The sequence below is a fragment of the Staphylococcus lugdunensis genome, assembly GCF_002901705.1.
In the GTDB taxonomy this organism is placed as follows: domain Bacteria; phylum Bacillota; class Bacilli; order Staphylococcales; family Staphylococcaceae; genus Staphylococcus; species Staphylococcus lugdunensis.
In genome coordinates this window covers 877,728-895,030 of the sequence record NZ_PPPV01000012.1, presented here as the reverse complement: position 1 = coordinate 895,030, position 17,303 = coordinate 877,728, and the positions used below count along the sequence as shown (strand labels likewise).

Sequence of the window (17,303 nt, the reverse complement as noted above, 5' to 3'; positions counted from 1 at the left end):
GTCTATAAATTGTTTTTTGCAACACATTCATATTGAATTAACTTATGAATTGTATTATTGTCACATACTTTAGACTACGTAGAAATTAAATCAAATGAAAGCTTAGGTGAATAGTAATGGCTCAAGAACGGAAAAAAATACTTGTATTAGGTGCAGGTTATGCTGGATTACAAACTGTAACAAAATTACAAAAGCATGTTTCAGCTGAAGAAGCAGAAATTACATTGGTGAATAAAAATAAATATCACTATGAATCAACGTGGTTACATGAAGCGTCAGCTGGGACTATTAGCTACGAAGATTTAATATATCCAGTTGAAAGCGTACTTAAAAAAGACAAAGTAAACTTCGTCAATGCTGAAGTGACTAAAATTGACCGCAATGCGAAAAAAGTAGAAACAGATAGCGGTATTTTTAACTACGATATTTTAGTTGTTGCATTAGGCTTTGAAACTGAAACATTTGGTATCAACGGTATGAAAGACTATGCTTTCCAAATTGAAAATGTTGATACTGCCCGTCATTTATCTCGTCACATTGAAGATAAATTTGCCAACTATGCAGCTTCAAAAGAGAAAAATGATAATGACTTAGCTATTTTAGTAGGTGGCGCTGGATTCACCGGTATTGAATTTTTAGGTGAATTAACTGACCGCATTCCTGAATTATGTAATAAGTATGGTGTAAACCAAGAAAAGGTTAGAATTACTTGCGTTGAAGCTGCACCAAAAATGTTACCAATGTTCTCAGACGAGTTAGTTAACTACGCAGTTAAGTATTTAGAAGATCGTGGCGTTGAATTTAAAATCGCTACACCAATCGTTGCTTGTAACGAAAAAGGTTTTGTAGTTAAAATCAATGATCAAGAACAACAATTAGAAGCGGGTACTTCAGTTTGGGCTGCAGGTGTACGCGGTAGTCAATTAATGGAAGCATCATTTGAAGGTGTTAAACGTGGCCGTATCGTGAACAAACAAGATTTAACTATCGAAGGTCATGATGATATCTTTGTGATTGGTGATGTATCTGCGTTTATTCCAGCTGGTGAAGAACGCCCATTACCAACAACTGCTCAAATTGCTATGCAACAAGGAGAGCACGTGGCTAAAAACATTAAACATATCTTAAATGGTGAAGCTACAGTTGACTTTGAATATGTTGACCGCGGAACAGTATGTTCTTTAGGTTCACATGATGGTGTTGGTATTGTATACGGTAGAGACATTGCAGGTAAAAAAGCTGCTTTCATGAAAAAAGTGATCGATACACGTGCAATATTCAAAATCGGTGGCGTAGGTTTAGCATTCAAAAAAGGTAAATTCTAAGATAATGGACTGACGATTAACATAAAAAAAGTTAGTAGGACACTTTGACCTACCGTTTAGCCTCTTGCATTGAGCAAGGGGTTTTTTAGTGCCTAAATCAACATATTAACATGATTGATATACCTAATTGGTACTATGTTATGATTTATAAATGATATAGTTAAATTTATAAGGAAAATTTTAAAATTAAATAATTATATAAAAGGAATGATACTATGGTTCAATTAATTTTCAATCAACAACAAGGTACCAAGGACACTTTAATCATAGGATTACCATCACATCTGAATCAATTAGAGCCAATTGATTATGATGGTCTCGATTTGACAGATTTATTGGAGAGCTATAAGCATCAGCATATTATTAGTGCTAATGTAGGACACATTTCTTCAACAGCATTATATATTAATCAACGTCTAGTAAGATTAATCACAGTTGGCTTAGGTAATTTAAAAACGTTAACTTCAGCTGATTATTTATGTGGATTTGGTCAATTATTTCAATATTTACGTAAAGAAATGATTGCAGAAGCCGAACTACTATTTGAGACATTTCAATCTAAAACAATGTCCAAGCAACACTGCGCGACATTGCTCGGACTACAAAGTGCACGAGCGATTTATCAATTTGATCATTACAAATCAAATAAACGTGTACCATATCATTTAACCATTTATTTGAATAAGATAGATGATGAGATACAGCATACCCTAGAGCAAGGTGTTATTGTCGGTGAAGGCGTGAATGTTGCACGTGACTTCAGTTATATGCCACCTAATTTGTTAACGCCTAAAGTTTTTGCCGATGAAATTACACAACATTTTGAAGATCGTGCTGTTCAGATTGATATAAAAAATGGCACACAATTGTTGTCAGAAGGCTTTGGTTTGTTACACGCAGTAGGCAAGGGTTCTGCACATGAACCGCAACTGATTACATTGACATATCAAGGTACAAATGAGGAGCAAGCACCTATTATGCTTGTAGGTAAGGGTATTACCTATGATTCAGGAGGATATAGCATTAAGTCAAAGGCAGGCATGCAAACAATGAAATTTGATATGTGTGGTGCAGCGAATGTAGTAGGCATGTTGCATGCCATTGAACGCTTACAACTGCCAATAAATGTCGTCGGTATTATTGCGGCAGCTGAAAATATGATTAGCGACAGCTCTATGAAGCCGGATGATATCTATACGGCACTTAGTGGTGAAACAGTTGAAGTACTCAATAGTGATGCAGAAGGTCGATTAGTATTAGGAGATGCGGTCTTTTACGCGAGTCAATTTCAGCCAAGTGCCATTCTTGATTTTGCAACGTTAACAGGTGCAGCAATTGCTGCTTTAGGAGAAGATAAGGCTGCTGTATTTAATTCACAAGCAGATGATCAACTAAAAGAAATTTTAACCGTTGCACAACAGTACGAAGAATATGTATTTGAACTACCTATGACTGCGACAGAGCAACGTTTAATTCGTCAGTCAGATGTTGCCGATTTAGTCAATCACACGAATGGCCAAGGTAAAGCTTTATTTGCAGCTGCTTTCATCAGTCATTTTAGCGGAAGTGTGCCGCATTTACATTTTGATATTGCGGGTCCAGCTACCATCGCTCATAAGAACTATAATGGTCCAAAAGGTGCAACAGGGTATTTAATACCAACAATTGTAAAGTGGTTACAACAATTAACATAAAGATTCATAGTGGAACACAGTTCCTGAAATCAACTATTTCAAGTTATAAATGATTTGGGGACATCATTATGTTTTAGGCTATGAACTCCATATATTGGCAGTAGTTGACTGGATTGAAAATACGCTGATGCCAAGCTTTTTTCAATCCTAGTCAACCTTGCCGGGGCAGGACTACGAATTCATAATGAATACTGTCCTGCTCTTTTTTTAACCATTTTTTTGCAACTTTATATTGACAGCTGTAATTTGAACTGCTATTATAAACGTCATACAAAAACGCTTTAGTTCGGTAGAGTGATAAAGGATGTGTTTTTTATGATTAATGCAGTTGTTATTGCAGTAGTGCTAATGATTGTTTTATGTTTATGTCGACTTAATGTAGTCATTAGTCTTTTTATTAGTGCACTTGTTGGTGGATTGATTTCAGGTATGACTTTAAATAAAGTGGTGGCGGTCTTCGCTAAAAATATTGTAGATGGTGCAGAGGTCGCTTTGAGTTATGCTTTATTAGGTGGTTTTGCTGCTTTAATTTCTTATAGTGGTATTACCGATTATTTAGTTAATAAGATTATACGTGCAATCCACTCAGAGAATAGTCGATTGTCAAGAATTAAGGTTAAAGTCATTATTATAGTGGCACTTTTAGCGATGAGTATTATGAGCCAGAACTTAATTCCAGTTCATATCGCTTTTATTCCAATTGTGATACCACCATTATTAAGTTTATTTAATGACTTGCGCATAGATCGACGTTTGATTGGTTTAGTCATTGGCTTTGGATTATGTTGGCCATACGTATTATTACCTTATGGTTTTGGTCAAATCTTCCACCAAATTATTCAAAGCGGATTTTCAAAAGCACATCATCCTATTGAATTTAATATGATTTGGAAAGCGATGTTAATACCTTCAATGGGCTATATTGCTGGCTTGATACTAGGTATGATTTACTATCGTAAACCCAGAGATTATAAGCGTGAATCATATACAGATAACGAAGCAGGCAATACTGAAATTAAACCATATGTCTTAGGTGTAACTGTTGTAGCTATTTTAGCAACATTTTTAGTTCAAACATTTACAGATTCAATGATTTTTGGTGCGCTTGCAGGGGTGCTTGTATTCTTCATTTCTCGTGTTTATAAATGGACAGAGTTAGATAGTCAATTTGTTGAAGGTATTAAAATTATGTCATTTATAGGTGTAGTTATCTTGTCAGCGAATGGCTTTGCGGGTGTGATGAATGAAACTGGAGATATCCAACACTTGGTAAGTAACTTAACACAAGTGACAAGTGGACATAAGTTATTAAGCATCATCATCATGTATGTCATTGGCTTAATTGTCACATTAGGTATTGGTTCATCGTTTGCAACAATTCCAATCATTGCTACGTTATTTATTCCATTAGGTGCTTCTCTTGGATTGGATACGATGGCATTAATTGCTTTAGTAGGTACCGCTGCTGCATTAGGTGATTCGGGTTCACCTGCGAGTGATTCAACACTGGGGCCTACAGCAGGATTAGATATTGATGGACAGCACAATCATATACGAGATACATGTATTCCAAACTTTATCTTTTATAATGTGCCGCTCATTATTTTTGGAACAATTGCAGCTATGGTATTATAAAATAAAAACGGAGTGTCTCATATGACTAATTTATTAGAAACATTGGATATGAAGATTGAGTCCGAACAAGAGGGCAAGGTTGTATTGTCTATGCCAGTGAGTGATAAAGTGAAACAACCTTTTGGATATTTACATGGAGGCGCAAGTCTAGCACTTGGTGAAACAGCCTGTTCACTTGGTGCGGCTAATTTAATTGATAACCAAAAATTCATTCCACTTGGTTTAGAGATGAATGCCAATCATATTAAATCTACACGTGATGGTTATGTCTATGCCACGGCTACAATATTGCACCAAGGTAGTACAACACAAGTTTGGGATATTAAAATTACAGATGACAAAGCACAACTTATTAGTGTTATGCGTGGTACAATCGCAATCAAGTCAATAAAGTAACAAAATTCCCCCTATAAAAGAGGAAGCGTTATTATGCGCTTCCTCTTTTATAGGGTTTTTGAGTTAGACGTTGATATGCCTGATATATGCGTTCTGCGGCATCACGCCCACCCATAATGTTTCTAGCGAATGGGCCTAATTCTAAATCTGCTAATCCACCAGCAACAAATAATTGTGGTAACCACTCTAATTCTGAAGTTATTTGAGGGAATCCACTCATGGTTATAGGTGCTTGTTCTTGTTGAATCAAGTTTTTAACCATAGGCTGTTGAAGCAAAGTAGGCTTAAAACCAGTAGCTAATAAAATATGGTTATATGGATGCTGCTCCTGTTCCGTATAACAATGATGATCCGATATGTGTTCAATAGGTGACTGATGGATGATAAGTCGACCTTCAGATACATATTTTTTAAGGCGTAAAAATAATTCATGTGGTAATGAACCCTTATGTCGTTCTTGGTTTATGATAGCCATACGTTTATGTGATGATTCAATTTGTAAGAACCGGTTCATATTTTTAGGACCGAGCCATCCAGGATCAGCGTCAAAATCATGTATTTCAAATTGCTTATTCATCCATAAATGAATCGTATTATCTGGCTGTAAATCAATTAATTTTAATGTTAAATGTGCAGCAGAAATACCACTACCGACAACATGAGAGGTATGTTGATAAATTGTTTCGTCGATATTAGTTTGAAAAATATGTGTGATATCTGGTTGCTGTTGAAAGATGTCAGGAATGTACGGCTGATGATTGCAACCATTGGCTAATACCACACAATCTGTATTAAAAAGTGTGCCATCTTGTAGTTCAAGCTGCCATTGTGATTGCTGTTTACGTATGTGACTAACCTTGCCTTGGCGATGGCACATATTAAGATTGTAATCATGAATTTGTTGATGTGTATGATCCATAAACATGTCACGTTGAGGACGTTTATATTTACCATAAGTCGCGCCCGTATACTGATGGTATTTCGCAAATTGTTTTAAATGAAATGGATTTGGATGACAATGGTGTACAAACGGGGACCTTAAAAAAGGCATGCGAATACGCTGGCTAAATTGATTAAACTGTTCACATAATGAAGTATATGGGTCAATAATCGTTAAATTTTCAAGTGGTAAGCCATGATGTCTTAACTTAATAGCAATTGTGGTTCCTTGAAGACCGCCACCAATAATTGTCCAATGCATATAATCACTACTTTCTATTGTAAAACGTAATAGTTACGATTTATAATAGCATGTTTAACACAATAAATGCAACAAAAAAGGGAACGGAACAGAATTCATTATGAATTCGTAGTTCCGCTCCCTAACGTTATAATTTTTTATCTTTTAAATCATCATTAATTTCATCTATTTTAGTGTTCTTAGTGTATGGCGTTTTAATATTATAAGCTGCTTTCATAATCATATGACTTGAAAGGGGACCAGTTATAAAGACAAAGATAATACCTAAGAGTAGTTGCATATTTGGATAACCTTTCGTGGCGTAAAAATATAAAAACGTACCAAATAGTAAGAACATGGCACCAAGTGTTGCTGCTTTACCCGCAGCATGTGCGCGTGAGTAGACATCTTCGAGACGAATAATGCCAATGACTGCAAATGCACTTATCAATGCACCTAAAATAACAAATATTACAGCGATACTATTGATGATCGTCGTTATCACGGTCAATCACCTTACCTTTATCAATAAATTTACTAAATACAGCTGTACCTAAAAATGCAAGTATGGCAACGAGTAAAATTGCTACTAATAAATACTCTGCCCCCATAAAAATACTGTAAAGTGCGATGCAGGCCATTAATTGCAGACCAATCGCATCTAGTGCAACAATTCTATCAGCGAGAGAGGGGCCTAAAATGACCCTAATAAACATTGCAATCATTGATAACGCAACAATGATTAAAGCAATCATCATAATGATATGAATCATTCGTTCCCCACCTCTCTAACTACTTTTTCCAATGATGATTTAATACTAGCGACTTCTTCTTCTTTAGTACTAAAGTCAATGGCATGAATATAGATTTTAGTGCGGTCGTCACTAATACCAAGGACGACAGTTCCTGGTGTCAACGTAATAAGGTTAGATAATAAGACGATTTGCCAATCTGTTTTTAAGTCTGTGTTATATACAAAGAATCCAGGATGATTATTGATTTTAGGCCGTAAAATGATCTTTAATACATCAATATTTGCTTTAATTAATTCAATCAAAAAGACTACGGCTAATTTTATAATTTTATATACGCGATATAAATAAAAATGTTGCGGTAATACTTTTGAAAATAAAAATACGAATAGGGCACCAAGAATTAATCCAAGGACGAAATTATTGAGGGTATAGCTACCAGTTAATAAAAGCCAGATAACAGAAAGAATCAAATTAACAATAAATTGAAATGCAATCATCATTTACCCCCCAATACACTTTTAATATAAATACTAGGATCTGTATAAGTCATTGCAGCTTCCTTAACATAAGGATAAAGTACCTCTGCCGATAATCCAAAAACAACTGTAATGGTAACAGCAACAATTGAAATGATTGTAATCGTGGTAATTTGTTGATTTGATGCTATGTTATAGCCATATGCCTCACCGAAGAATCCTTTTAAGAAAATACGCATAACGGAATATAATACGACTAAACTTGATAGTAATACAACGATACCACTGATATAGAAACCTTCTTCAAATGTAGACTTTACAATTAATAACTTACCATAAAAACCACTTAATGGTGGTATACCCGCTAGACTAAGTGCGGCTATAAAGAATGTCCATCCTAAAACAGGATAAGACTTTATTAAACCACCAAATTGATTTAAATCTGTAGTTTTAGTGATTTGATACATTACTCCAATTAATAAAAACAGGGCAGTTTTGACCAACATATCATGTAAAGTGTAATATATTGCGCCCATCATACCAGTTTGTGTCATTAAGGCAACACCCACCAGAATCACGCCTATAGCAATCATAATATTGTAAATAATGATCTTTTTCGTATCATTAAATGCAATCGCACCTACACAGCCAAATATAATTGTTAGTAATGCAAAGAATAAGACAAGATAGTGTGAGAAGCCAACGGTATCTTGGAAAAATAAACTCAAAGTTCTAGCAATCGCGTATACGCCGACTTTAGTTAACAATGCACCAAAAAAAGCAATAATAGCAAATGGAGGTGCATAATATGAACCAGGTAACCATACATACATTGGAAAGGCACCAGCCTTTGTTGCAAAAACAAAGAAGAATAAAATAAAGACAATGCTAACTAGTCCGCTTTCAGTGTTTGATAGTTGTGCTAGTTTTTGACTGATATCTGCCATATTTAACGTTCCCACAATAGAATAAAGAATTGCTACTGCGATAACAAAAAATGTAGAAGATACAACGTTAATGAGTAAATATTTAACCGTTTCTCTCAATTGAACTTGCGTACTACCGAGCACGAGTAAGCAATAAGAAGACATTAAAAATACTTCGAAAAAGACAAATAAGTTAAAAATATCTCCGGTAGTAAATGCGCCTATAATACCAGTCAACATAAACATAATAGAGAAGTAATAATAATACGTTTCTCTATGTATGCCAGATGTAGGAATTGAAAATGAAATAATTAGCATTGTAATTACAATGCTGGTAATGATTAACATGGCACTAAATAAATCTAAAGTAAAAACAATGCCATATGGTGCCGACCATGAGCCGAGTTCAACTTTAATTGGACCATGTTGTGCCACATGATTAAAGTTAACGAGCGCAGCTACTAACGTTAACACACATCCAATAAGAGCCACATAACGTTTGATAACAGGACGCTTACCTAAGAATACTAGTATAATCGCTGTAATCATCGGCACGATAATGGCTACCACTAATAAATTACTTTCTAGCATCTTCAGGAGCTCCTTTCATACGTTCGACATTATCAGTGCCTAATTCTTTATAACTGCGAAATGCAAGCACTAAGAAAAAGGCTGTTGTTGCAAAGGCGATGACAATCGCCGTTAAAATTAAGGCATGTGGTATAGGGTCAACATAATGAGAGATACCTTTTTCATAAATAGGCATTTCACCATTTTTTAAACCACCCATTGTGATTAAAAAGAGATTTGAGGCATGTGTGATAATTGTTGTTCCCATAATAATGCGAATAAGACTTTTAGATAAGATGAGATAGACACTGATGGCAGTTAATATGCCACAGACAATAATCATGATAATTTCCATTAGTCATTCTCTCCAATCGTTATAATAATCGTCATTACGGTACCAACTACGGCACATAACACACCAAAGTCAAAGAACATAGGTGTATTCATATGCATAGGTGCAAGCAATGGTAAGGGAACATTAAATTCAGTATGTGTAAAGAAATTTTCGCCATATAACCAACTTGCAATAGGTGTTGTTACACAAAAGACAAGACCTATACCAATCAAAATTTTAAAATCCCAAGGGAAGATACGACGCATTGTTTTGATATCAAAAGCAATGGTGATAATTACTAAAGCGCTTGAGATTAATAAACCACCGACAAAGCCACCACCAGGTGTATAATGACCTGCTAAAAATAATGTGACAGCAAAAAGTGAAATTAACAAAGCGATAATGACAGCAGCATACTGTAACATTAAATTATTTTTCTGTCTGTTCATAACGCTTCACCTCACTTGAATTGGCTTTATGCTTGTTTTTTAATTTAATCATTGTATATACGCCTAAACCTGCAATACCAAGTACAGACGATTCAAATAAAGTATCCATACCACGGAAATCGACGAGGATGACGTTGACCATATTTTTACCATGAGCCAGATCATACACATGTGCTTTATAGTACTCAGCTATTGAAGTGAAATGGCGATTACCATAGGCAATCAAACCTAAAATGATAACAACAAGTCCTACGCCAGCAGATATCAAAGCATTCGTTACTTTAAATGATCGCGTCTCGTTATAACGGTTTAAGTTAGGCAAATAATAGAAACATAGTAAAAATAATGCAGTTGAGATTGACTCAACAACAAATTGAGTTAAAGCTAAATCAGGTGCTTTAAAGAAGACAAATAGTACCGATACGGCATAGCCAATGACACTCAACATGATAATACTAAAGAGTCTAGACTTAGCTAAGACGACCATAAACGCAGCAACAACAAGCAATACAATAATAGCTGCTTCAAAGATTCTAATACGATTTACGTCTTTAAAGTCAAAGTGGAAAGGCACACTTGACAGTGTAGCGATAGTGATGACTAATAAAGCACTGAAGATAATAACTAAATGATTACGTGAGAAACCATCTACATAACTACTTGTCATTGCCTTAGAATAGTTAGGTAAAAGCATGCCCGAACGATTATACCAATAATTGAACGTTAGCCGTTGAGGGTGAGCTTGCAATAGTTTAACCCAGTAAGTAAACGTTAAAATAAAGACAATTCCTAAAGCATAAATCACTAACGTAGAGATGAACGCTAGGGTCAGACCGTGAAATAGTTCAAATTCTGCTACTACATTTGATGACTGACTGATTGCTTGTGCTGCAGGTGCAACAAGTGCTTGTGATGTCCATCCAGGGAATAAACCAAGGGCAATCACTAGAATCGCTAAAATAGTAGGTGACACAAGCATGAGAATTGGTGCTTCATGTGCTTGTTTTGGCAAACGATCTGGACGATGTTTGCCAAAAAAGATGTGCATGACAAATTTAATAGCGTAGACAAAGGTAAAGATACTTCCAGCAATAGCCATGATTGGGAAAATCATACCTAATGTGTTTAAGCTAAAAATATTTGCATGTGTTACCGAAAGCATAGCATCTATAAATGATTCTTTTGACAAGAAACCATTAAACGGTGGAATGCCTGCCATACTTAATGCTGAAATAATCGTAAGCGTAAAGGTCATCGGCATGATAGTCAATAAACCACCTAGCTTATTGATATCACGCGTACCAGTTTCGTGATCAATCGCTCCTGTCACCATAAATAAGGCACCTTTAAATGTCGCATGATTAATTAAATGGAACATTGCTGCAGTATAAGCTGCAATATAGAGCTGGCTATCAGCGCCTTCGAAATGATAGCTTACTGCGCCAATACCCAGCATTGACATAATCATGCCTAACTGAGAGACGGTTGAAAATGCAAGAATACCCTTTAAATCAGTTTGTTTAGTTGCATTTAAAGAAGCCCAAAATAGAGTGATTAGACCGACGAGTGTCACGGTCCAAATCCAACCTTGAGATACAGCAAACAATGGTGTCATACGCGCCACTAGATATAATCCTGCTTTAACCATGGTTGCAGAATGTAAGTAAGCACTTACTGGTGTTGGCGCCTCCATAGCATCTGGTAACCAAATATAAAAAGGTACCTGTGCAGATTTGGTGAAAGCTCCAATTAAAACTAAAACCATCGCAAGATTAAATATTGGGCTATTTTGAATTTCAATGGTATTTTCAAATAATTGCTTAATACTAAAACTATTTCCAGCAATACCTAATAGAATAAAACCACCGAGTAAAGATAAGCCGCCTAATACTGTAATGATTAGTGACTTTTGTGCACCATAAATGGAAGCTTGACGTGTTCTCCAAAAGGAAATCAGTAAGAAACTGGAAAAAGACGTTAGCTCCCAGAATAAGTACAACATAATCATATTATCTGAGATGACAACACCTAACATCGCACCCATAAATAATAATAAATAACAGTAAAAGTTTCCAAGTTGTTCTTGCTTACTTAAGTATCCAATCGAATAAAGTACGACTAAACTACCAATCCCTGTAATTAATAAGCTAAACAATAAACCTAAGCCATCTATATAAAGGTCAAAGTTCATTCCGATATGAGGCATCCAGTTTAAAGTTCTCATTATCGTATTACCTGACGTCGTAATTGGTATGTAGGTTAAAAAATAAATAAATAAGACGATAGGGACAGGTAATACAAACCATCCTAAATGGATACGTGGTACGAATCGATATAGGATTGGAATAATGAGTGCAAATATTAACGGTAATATAACCGCAATATGTAACCAACTCATTATATTGTCCTCCTTTAAAAATTTGTTTATGTTATTCATTATACATGAATCATATTGTTCTGAAAAACGTGACAATCACTACAATGCTTACATTTATCGAGACTTTTAAATAAGAAGAAACACGTTTTTTTAGTAAAAATTTTGTTTGTATTGAAGGGTATAATCCTCTTTTATGCGTGACAAATTTTCTAATGCGCGCTGTGCATAATCATCATTTTGCTCTTTAAGTGAATCTTCTAATGCGGAGAGTGCTTGTTGCAATGATGCTTCATAAGACATACGTTCAACATTAAATTCCCGTAATTGTGACTGCTTAGCATAACGCTTTTCAAAGTGGCTTAGCGCTTTACGCTCGTGAAAGAACACGCCTTCTGTAGCTTTGGGATGATGTAAATCACCTTGTTTTGGATGTTTAATCACTTGCTCAATTTGAACAAGAACCTCATCACCATGCTGTTCTACAATGGAGACGCCATAAGTCCCAGTTTTATGTGAAAATCGATGTAACATGTTATATGACTTCCTTTCAAATATGTTAGTATATATGTATATCATCATAACATGAATGGAGAATTGAAATGGCTAACTATCCACAGTTAAATAAAGAAATACAAGATAATGAAATTAAAGTAATCATGCATACAAATAAAGGTGACATGACGTTTAAATTATTCCCAGATATTGCTCCAAAAACAGTTGAAAATTTTGTGACACATGCGAAAAATGGCTATTATGATGGTGTTACATTCCACCGTGTGATTAATGACTTTATGATTCAAGGTGGTGACCCTACAGCAACTGGTATGGGTGGAGAAAGCATATATGGAAGTGCTTTTGAAGATGAATTTTCATTAGAAGCATTTAACTTATATGGCGCTTTGTCAATGGCCAATGCTGGTCCAAATACAAATGGGTCACAATTTTTTGTTGTACAAATGAAAGACATTCCAGAATCAATGATTAGTCAACTTGTTGATGGTGGCTGGCCTGAAGAAATCGCTAAAGCTTATAAAGAAAATGGCGGTACACCATGGTTGGATCAAAAGCATACGGTTTTCGGACAACTCATTGAAGGAGACACTACATTAGAAGATATCGCTAATACTAAAGTAGGTCCTCAAGATAAACCTGTACATGATGTTGTTATTGAAGGTATCGATGTAGCAGAATAAGAACTAAGAACGCGATATAATCACGACCAACAAGGATTTAAATATTTAGCTGTATGAGTTGCTGGCTGCTTGGGATTTAATAGGTAGCCCAAGCACTACTTTTATAAATAGAATATATGATTTAACAAGGATTAAAACCATGTAGATTGATTGTTATCAGTTGCATGGTTTTTAATTAGTATCTAAACTACATGATTTCTCTGTTCCTAACAATATTATTAGTCCACATTATCGTTTTGTGCTATTATTATTATGTTAAGTAAAATAGATATAAGGGGTTATCACGTTGAATAATCACTATAGAGCAGGTCAACATATTAAGGTACGTGTGACTGGTATTCAACCTTATGGCGCATTTGTTGAGACCCCTGACCATACTGAAGGACTTATTCATATTTCAGAGATCATGGATGACTATGTCCACAATTTAAAGAAATTTCTGTCAGAGGGACAGGTAGTTAAAGCTAAAATTTTATCGATTGATGATGAAGGAAAGCTTAATTTGTCCCTTAAAGATAATGATTACTTTAAAAACTATGAACGTAAAAAAGAAAAACAATCCGTTTTGGATGAAATAAAAGAGACAGAAAAGTATGGGTTTCAAACGCTTGCAGAACGCCTACCGGTCTGGATTAAACAGTCAAAACGTGCGATGCATAACAATTGAATGACTGTGAACACGTCGAACTAACGTTGCTGATTAAAAGGAACGTTAGTTTTTTTATATAAAAATTCACAAATGATTGATATTTAGTTTTTCGGGAAGAAAAAAAGTGGATGTCAACATGTATTAACAAGCAAATAATTAGAACTAAAGTTGTTCACATGCTATAGTTTGTGCAAAATTAAGGAGGAAAATTTGCAATGAATAAAAAATATGCGAAGTTATTTGAGAAAGTTAAACTACCGAACGGTGTTGAACTAAAAAATCGATTTGTTTTGGCACCTATGACACACAATACTTCAAATGATGATGGTACAATTTCTGAAAGTGAAATAACATTTAGTGAAACGCGTTCTAAAGATGTTGGTCTAGCGATTAATGCAGCAAGTAATGTTAATGATCTTGGTAAAGCGTTTCCAGGTCAACCTTCAGTCGCACATGATTCCGATATCGATGGTTTAAAGCGTTTAGCAAAAGTGATGAAAAAACACGGCGCAAAGGCGTTAGTTCAAATACATCACGGTGGTGCACAGTCATTGCCAAACTTGACTCCTAATGGTGATGTTGTAGCTCCTAGTCCAATTTCAATGAAAAGTTTTGGAGAGCAGCAAGAACATCACGCGCGAGAGATAACACCAGAAGAAATTGAACAAACGATTAAAGATTTTGGTGAAGCAACACGTCGTGTGATTGAAGCGGGATTTGATGGCGTTGAGATTCACGGAGCTAACCATTATCTTATTCATCAATTTGTTTCTCCATACTATAATAGACGCAATGATGAATGGGCAGATTCAATGAAATTTCCACTAGATGTCGTTCAAGAAGTACTTCAAGCAAAGCAAAAATATGCAAGTGATGACTTTATTGTTGGATATCGTTTATCACCAGAAGAACAAGAATCGCCAGGAATTACAATGGAAATCACTCAGCAATTGGTTGAACTTTTGGCAGAACAACCTATTGATTACATTCATATATCAACAATGCATGTACATGGTGAAACACGAGAAGGTAAATACGCTGGTCAAGAACGCTTACCACTGATCCATAGATGGATAGATGGTCGCATGCCATTGATTGGAATAGGCTCTATATTCACGGCTGACCAAGCATTAGATGCAGTTGAAACAGCAGATATCGAATTAGTGGCTTTAGGACGTGAACTTGCACTCGATTATCAATTTATTTCAAAAATCGAAAAAGGCAAAGAGCAAGATATTATTTCTACATTTGATTCAACACGACAAGATCATTATGAATTACCACCGAACTTGTGGAAAAAATTTAATAATGGCTTTTATCCACTACCAAGAACAGATGAGAATTAGAGGTCATTAACACGAGCTAGCGGGACTAAAAGAAACACACAGTACATGTCTCTATTATATTCTGAACCAAATATTGGCAGTAGTTGACTGGATTGAAAATACGCTTATACTCAGCTTTATTCAATCCTAGTCAACCTTACCGGGGCGGACTACGAATTCATAATGAATTATGTTCTGCTCCTTTTTATTGGAGTGTCGTCTTAAATTGGGCTTGTATTTTGTTGGTGGGTTGTGGCATTATAAATGTAAGGGCTTACAAAACAACTCTTTTATTTATATAAAGGAGTTGTTTTGATTTATTTGTATGAAGTAAAATTGATTAAATTATTGTGACACAATGTTTAATTCGGCAATCAAACATTGGGATATAAAGTTTTGATATGATGTTTATACAAATTGCTAGGCATACTGTAATGGTAGTACTAAAGGCTGTTCAAAAAATTGTAACATTTAGTATGAAACCCCTTTAAAAACATAAGACATATTGTTACAATGTTTATGAAAGCGAAATCATTAGTTAAAAAGAGGCGAAGAGGATCATGACTGAGACTAATAATTTAGTAACTTCTACACAAAGTATTATTAAAGAGGCATTACATAAATTAGGTTTTGATGATGGTATGTACGATTTAATTAAAGAACCATTAAGATTTTTAGAAGTGCGTATTCCAGTAAGAATGGACGACGGAACTGTAAAAACATTTACTGGTTATCGTGCACAACATAATGATGCAGTTGGGCCAACAAAAGGTGGCGTAAGATTTCATCCTGAAGTAGATGAAGAGGAAGTAAAAGCTTTATCTATGTGGATGACCTTAAAATGTGGCATTGTCAACTTACCATACGGCGGTGGTAAAGGTGGTATTGTGTGTGATCCACGTGAGATGAGTATTCATGAAGTTGAAAGATTATCTCGTGGCTATGTAAGAGCAATTTCACAATTTGTGGGACCGACTAAAGATATTCCAGCACCTGATGTATTTACAAATTCACAAATTATGGCATGGATGATGGACGAATATAGCGCATTAGATAAATTCAATTCACCTGGTTTCATTACAGGAAAACCAATTGTCTTAGGCGGTTCACAAGGTCGTGATCGTTCTACTGCCTTGGGTGTTGTTATAGCTATTGAACAAGCAGCTAAGCGAAGAGGACGTCAAATCGAAGGATCTAAAGTAGTGATTCAAGGCTTTGGAAACGCAGGTAGCTTTTTAGCAAAATTCCTATACGATATGGGTGCTAAAATTGTAGGTATATCTGATGCATATGGCGCATTACACGATTCTAATGGACTAGATATTGATTACTTATTAGATCGTCGAGATAGTTTCGGTACTGTAACAAATTTATTTGAAGATACGATTTCGAATAAAGAGCTATTTGAAATAGATTGTGATATTTTAGTTCCAGCAGCAATCTCAAATCAAATTACTGAAGATAACGCACATGATATTAAAGCTGATATTGTTGTTGAGGCAGCTAATGGACCAACGACACCTGAAGCAACACGTATTCTAACAGAAAGAGGTATTTTACTAGTACCAGATGTGCTTGCAAGCGCTGGTGGCGTAACGGTATCATACTTTGAATGGGTGCAAAATAACCAAGGCTACTATTGGTCAGAAGAAGAAGTTAATGAAAAATTACGTGAAAAATTAGTTGAAGCCTTTGATACAATATATGAATTATCTCAAAATAGAAGAATTGATATGAGATTAGCAGCATATATTGTCGGCATTAAGCGTACTGCTGAAGCTGCTCGTTATCGTGGTTGGGCATAAAATACAATAATAATTTTTAGGGTCTGGGACATTAAGTTCTTAAACAATGTAAAAAAGACAATTTCTATTAAAATTATTTGATAGAAATTGTCTTTTCTCTTATGTATTAGATAATATACAGCTCGTTATCATTTTAGGGTGATAAGATGTAGCCCTACGATGGTGTTCGAATTATAAATTAATTTTGGTTTGATATCATTGCTTACCTTATTAT

General features: G+C 35.2%; 17 protein-coding genes. 8 read left to right on the top strand and 9 right to left on the bottom strand.

What is annotated here, in order from left to right; genetic code table 11:
* Positions 1-116: 116 nt before the first annotated feature.
* From CD041_RS04960 to CD041_RS04945, 4 genes are all read left to right on the top strand, one after another.
* The gene (locus CD041_RS04960; RefSeq protein ID WP_002459561.1) at positions 117-1,325 is read left to right on the top strand and encodes an NAD(P)/FAD-dependent oxidoreductase; all 1,209 of its coding nucleotides are present in this window, start codon (positions 117-119) and stop codon (positions 1,323-1,325) included.
* A 215-nt stretch (positions 1,326-1,540) separates the two neighbouring features.
* A complete protein-coding gene (locus tag CD041_RS04955; RefSeq protein WP_002491935.1) occupies positions 1,541-3,019 on the top strand; it encodes a M17 family metallopeptidase in 1,479 nt (492 codons plus the stop codon).
* Positions 3,020-3,334: 315 nt separating this feature from the next.
* A complete protein-coding gene (locus CD041_RS04950; RefSeq protein ID WP_080606610.1) occupies positions 3,335-4,654 on the top strand; it encodes a Na+/H+ antiporter family protein in 1,320 nt (439 codons plus the stop codon).
* Between the two features lie 21 nt (positions 4,655-4,675).
* The gene (locus tag CD041_RS04945; protein ID WP_002459558.1) at positions 4,676-5,050 is read left to right on the top strand and encodes a PaaI family thioesterase; all 375 of its coding nucleotides are present in this window, start codon (positions 4,676-4,678) and stop codon (positions 5,048-5,050) included.
* A gap of 31 nt (positions 5,051-5,081) precedes the next feature.
* Here CD041_RS04945 and CD041_RS04940 read toward each other — a convergent pair whose 3' ends face one another.
* From CD041_RS04940 to kapB, 9 genes are all read right to left on the bottom strand, one after another.
* Positions 5,082-6,251, bottom strand: coding sequence for an NAD(P)-binding domain-containing protein (locus tag CD041_RS04940; RefSeq protein WP_070647919.1), 1,170 nt, complete (start codon positions 6,249-6,251; stop codon positions 5,082-5,084).
* Positions 6,252-6,378: 127 nt separating this feature from the next.
* A complete protein-coding gene (gene mnhG1, locus CD041_RS04935; RefSeq protein ID WP_070647920.1) occupies positions 6,379-6,735 on the bottom strand; it encodes a Na+/H+ antiporter Mnh1 subunit G in 357 nt (118 codons plus the stop codon).
* Positions 6,713-7,003: a Na(+)/H(+) antiporter subunit F1 gene (locus CD041_RS04930; RefSeq protein ID WP_002459555.1), complete on the bottom strand. Its 291-nt coding sequence runs from the start codon at positions 7,001-7,003 to the stop codon at positions 6,713-6,715. The genes mnhG1 and CD041_RS04930 overlap by 23 nt, the downstream gene beginning before the upstream one ends.
* The gene (locus CD041_RS04925; RefSeq protein WP_037543131.1) at positions 7,000-7,479 is read right to left on the bottom strand and encodes a Na+/H+ antiporter subunit E; all 480 of its coding nucleotides are present in this window, start codon (positions 7,477-7,479) and stop codon (positions 7,000-7,002) included. The genes CD041_RS04930 and CD041_RS04925 overlap by 4 nt, the downstream gene beginning before the upstream one ends.
* Before the next feature lie 2 nt (positions 7,480-7,481).
* On the bottom strand, positions 7,482-8,978 hold the full coding sequence (locus CD041_RS04920; protein WP_037544624.1) for a Na+/H+ antiporter subunit D: 1,497 nt from the start codon (positions 8,976-8,978) through the stop codon (positions 7,482-7,484).
* Positions 8,965-9,312, bottom strand: coding sequence for a Na+/H+ antiporter Mnh1 subunit C (mnhC1, locus tag CD041_RS04915; RefSeq protein WP_002459552.1), 348 nt, complete (start codon positions 9,310-9,312; stop codon positions 8,965-8,967). The genes CD041_RS04920 and mnhC1 overlap by 14 nt, the downstream gene beginning before the upstream one ends.
* Positions 9,312-9,740 carry a Na(+)/H(+) antiporter subunit B gene (locus tag CD041_RS04910; RefSeq protein ID WP_002459551.1) on the bottom strand — a complete coding sequence of 143 codons (429 nt, stop codon included), beginning with the start codon at positions 9,738-9,740 and terminating at the stop codon, positions 9,312-9,314. The genes mnhC1 and CD041_RS04910 overlap by 1 nt, the downstream gene beginning before the upstream one ends.
* Complete coding sequence (locus tag CD041_RS04905; RefSeq protein WP_002478446.1) at positions 9,721-12,138, bottom strand: Na+/H+ antiporter subunit A; 2,418 nt, start codon at positions 12,136-12,138, stop codon at positions 9,721-9,723. Before CD041_RS04905 ends, CD041_RS04910 begins: the two co-directional genes overlap by 20 nt.
* Positions 12,139-12,267: 129 nt before the next feature.
* Complete coding sequence (gene kapB / locus CD041_RS04900; protein WP_002478445.1) at positions 12,268-12,648, bottom strand: sporulation phosphorelay system protein KapB; 381 nt, start codon at positions 12,646-12,648, stop codon at positions 12,268-12,270.
* A 68-nt stretch (positions 12,649-12,716) separates the two neighbouring features.
* Here kapB and CD041_RS04895 point away from each other — a divergent pair, with 68 nt between their 5' ends.
* From CD041_RS04895 to CD041_RS04880, 4 genes are all read left to right on the top strand, one after another.
* Positions 12,717-13,310 carry a peptidylprolyl isomerase gene (locus CD041_RS04895; protein ID WP_070647921.1) on the top strand — a complete coding sequence of 198 codons (594 nt, stop codon included), beginning with the start codon at positions 12,717-12,719 and terminating at the stop codon, positions 13,308-13,310.
* Positions 13,311-13,596: 286 nt separating this feature from the next.
* Positions 13,597-13,977 carry a S1 domain-containing post-transcriptional regulator Ygs gene (gene ygs / locus CD041_RS04890; RefSeq protein ID WP_070647922.1) on the top strand — a complete coding sequence of 127 codons (381 nt, stop codon included), beginning with the start codon at positions 13,597-13,599 and terminating at the stop codon, positions 13,975-13,977.
* A 197-nt stretch (positions 13,978-14,174) separates the two neighbouring features.
* Complete coding sequence (locus CD041_RS04885; RefSeq protein WP_070647923.1) at positions 14,175-15,305, top strand: NADH-dependent flavin oxidoreductase; 1,131 nt, start codon at positions 14,175-14,177, stop codon at positions 15,303-15,305.
* Between the two features lie 539 nt (positions 15,306-15,844).
* Positions 15,845-17,089, top strand: coding sequence for a Glu/Leu/Phe/Val family dehydrogenase (locus CD041_RS04880; RefSeq protein ID WP_070647924.1), 1,245 nt, complete (start codon positions 15,845-15,847; stop codon positions 17,087-17,089).
* Positions 17,090-17,303: the final 214 nt, after the last annotated feature.